The sequence below is a fragment of the Bartonella silvatica genome (genome assembly GCF_040545155.1).
GTDB lineage: Bacteria > Pseudomonadota > Alphaproteobacteria > Rhizobiales > Rhizobiaceae > Bartonella > Bartonella silvatica.
Window position 1 is genome coordinate 1 of record NZ_JBEPLI010000059.1, and the last position, 1,899, is coordinate 1,899.

Sequence of the window (1,899 nt, forward strand, 5' to 3'; positions counted from 1 at the left end):
TCTCTTCAAAAGAATCAAAACGAAGCTTATTAAATCCATTTTGAGTAAATGGTGAAAAAAATGCAGAAAAATGCGAAAAAACGGATAAATTTTTTCAAAAGGGGTTTTAAAGGTACTTATCCACAGCCCATGACATGGTATAAGATCAGCAAAGTAGTAAAATTTGCTGTTCGTTTCACGGGTTAATCAAGATAAATTCACTATGTGCTTTAAAATATCAGAATGAGTATTTTGATAGGTTTTAAGAGGCACTAAAATAATCACTTTTGTCAGTTCAATTTACTGACACATAACTGACAGGTTTTAATCAATTCACATCATTGGTTATCTTTAAAGATTGTACTCTTGATATGAGTTATATTTTTAAAATACTAACCTATTGAAATATAATGTTTTTAATTTTTACTCATTAAAAAAATAATATAGGCTCTAAAAAGAACGGACAACACTGACAGCACTGGACAAAACTCTTCTGTTCAGATTACTCAGATCATTGTCTTTGGAGAAAGGTTTCTTTGATGAGAATGCCATTAAAAGAGTTTTGCGTGATTGTCTTGAAAGGCTCTCAAAGAGATTTCTTATTGTTTTCTATGATGGTTTTTGACGACAGGATGTGCTTGATAGCATGATGTCTCGTTTATATGCGTGTTGAGTGGCTTAGAGGAGCTGGAGAGTGAATTTATCTCTAATGATTGATAAATATATTGTAGCATTAAACTGGGGATATTGATGTCTTGAATATTGACGGGCTAAACAGTTTTGTTTAGAGGTTTTTTACATAATAAATGTGGGGGAGAGATCTTCAGCAGTTAAAATAAAGCAGTTTTGGGGTGTCACTTTTTTGGTCACAGAGGCGTGTGCTTTTGTTAAAAGCGTCATAGGGCAGTGGCTGTTTTGAGTGGACTTGTTAGCGGTTCCATGAAGTTCTTTTAAAGAGTGCTTCATGAATAATGCAAAGCGGGGGCAATCTGTATTGTTTTGTGTATTTTTACGCCAAAGTTCTCTTTTGAGAATTTTTCGTGCCATTGTTGTTTTCTTTGGCTTGTTTGCAGGTGTAAGTGTTTATGCGCGCTCCTCAGCTATTTTTCATTCCCCAACAGATAATTTTTCTCGCCAACAATCTGAGAAGCAGCAATTAGAAAGAATTGAGAAATTACGGTCTTTAACGCCTAAAAGGATCAAGACGCCTTCAGAGCAAAATCCAGAAACGCTTTTGGGTGGGAAGCAATGTTTTCCCATTCATGCTCTTGTTGTTGAGGGAGTGCATCATGTTAAAAAGCGCTTTATATCAGCTGTAACAGAGCCTTATGTTGGAAGATGTATTGGTCTTGTCGATATTCAGCTCTTAATCAAGCAGTTAACCAAAGTTTATTTGGATCAAGGCTATGTAACGGCGCGTTTTTACATTCCTGATCAAGATATCAAAAACAGCAAGACGCTCAAATTTGTTGTCGTTGAGGGCAAGCTCTCAGAGATTTACTATAATGGTTCACCGACGTCTCGTTATAACAATGTTGTATGGAGTGCTTTTCCTGGGCTTCAAGGTCATGTTCTGAACATGCGCGATATTGAACAGGGGCTTGATCAGATCAACCGTTTGAGTTCAGCGCACGCTCAAAGCGAACTTCTTCCAGGGCGTGAAGAAGGGAGCACCATTGTCAATATTAACAATCATCCCGATAAAACTTTCAAGGTTACCGTTTCTCATGACAATATGGGACAAGCCTCTACGGGTTATGCGCGTTATAGTGCGGGCTTAAAGGTAGACAATATTTTAGGGATAAATGATGCGTGGGATTTTAACTATCAACGCAGTGAGCCCGATTATTGGGGTGGGAGCAAGCAAGAAGGGCATAGCAATAACATTTCAGCGAGTGTGAGTATTCCGTACGGTTATTG

Annotated in this window: 1 protein-coding gene; it reads left to right on the forward strand. The window is 37.5% G+C overall.

Going from position 1 to position 1,899, the window contains the following annotated elements; genetic code table 11:
* Positions 1-943: 943 nt before the first annotated feature.
* On the forward strand, positions 944-1,899 hold a 956-nt coding region (locus ABID23_RS07840; RefSeq protein WP_354190925.1), incomplete at its 3' end, for a ShlB/FhaC/HecB family hemolysin secretion/activation protein.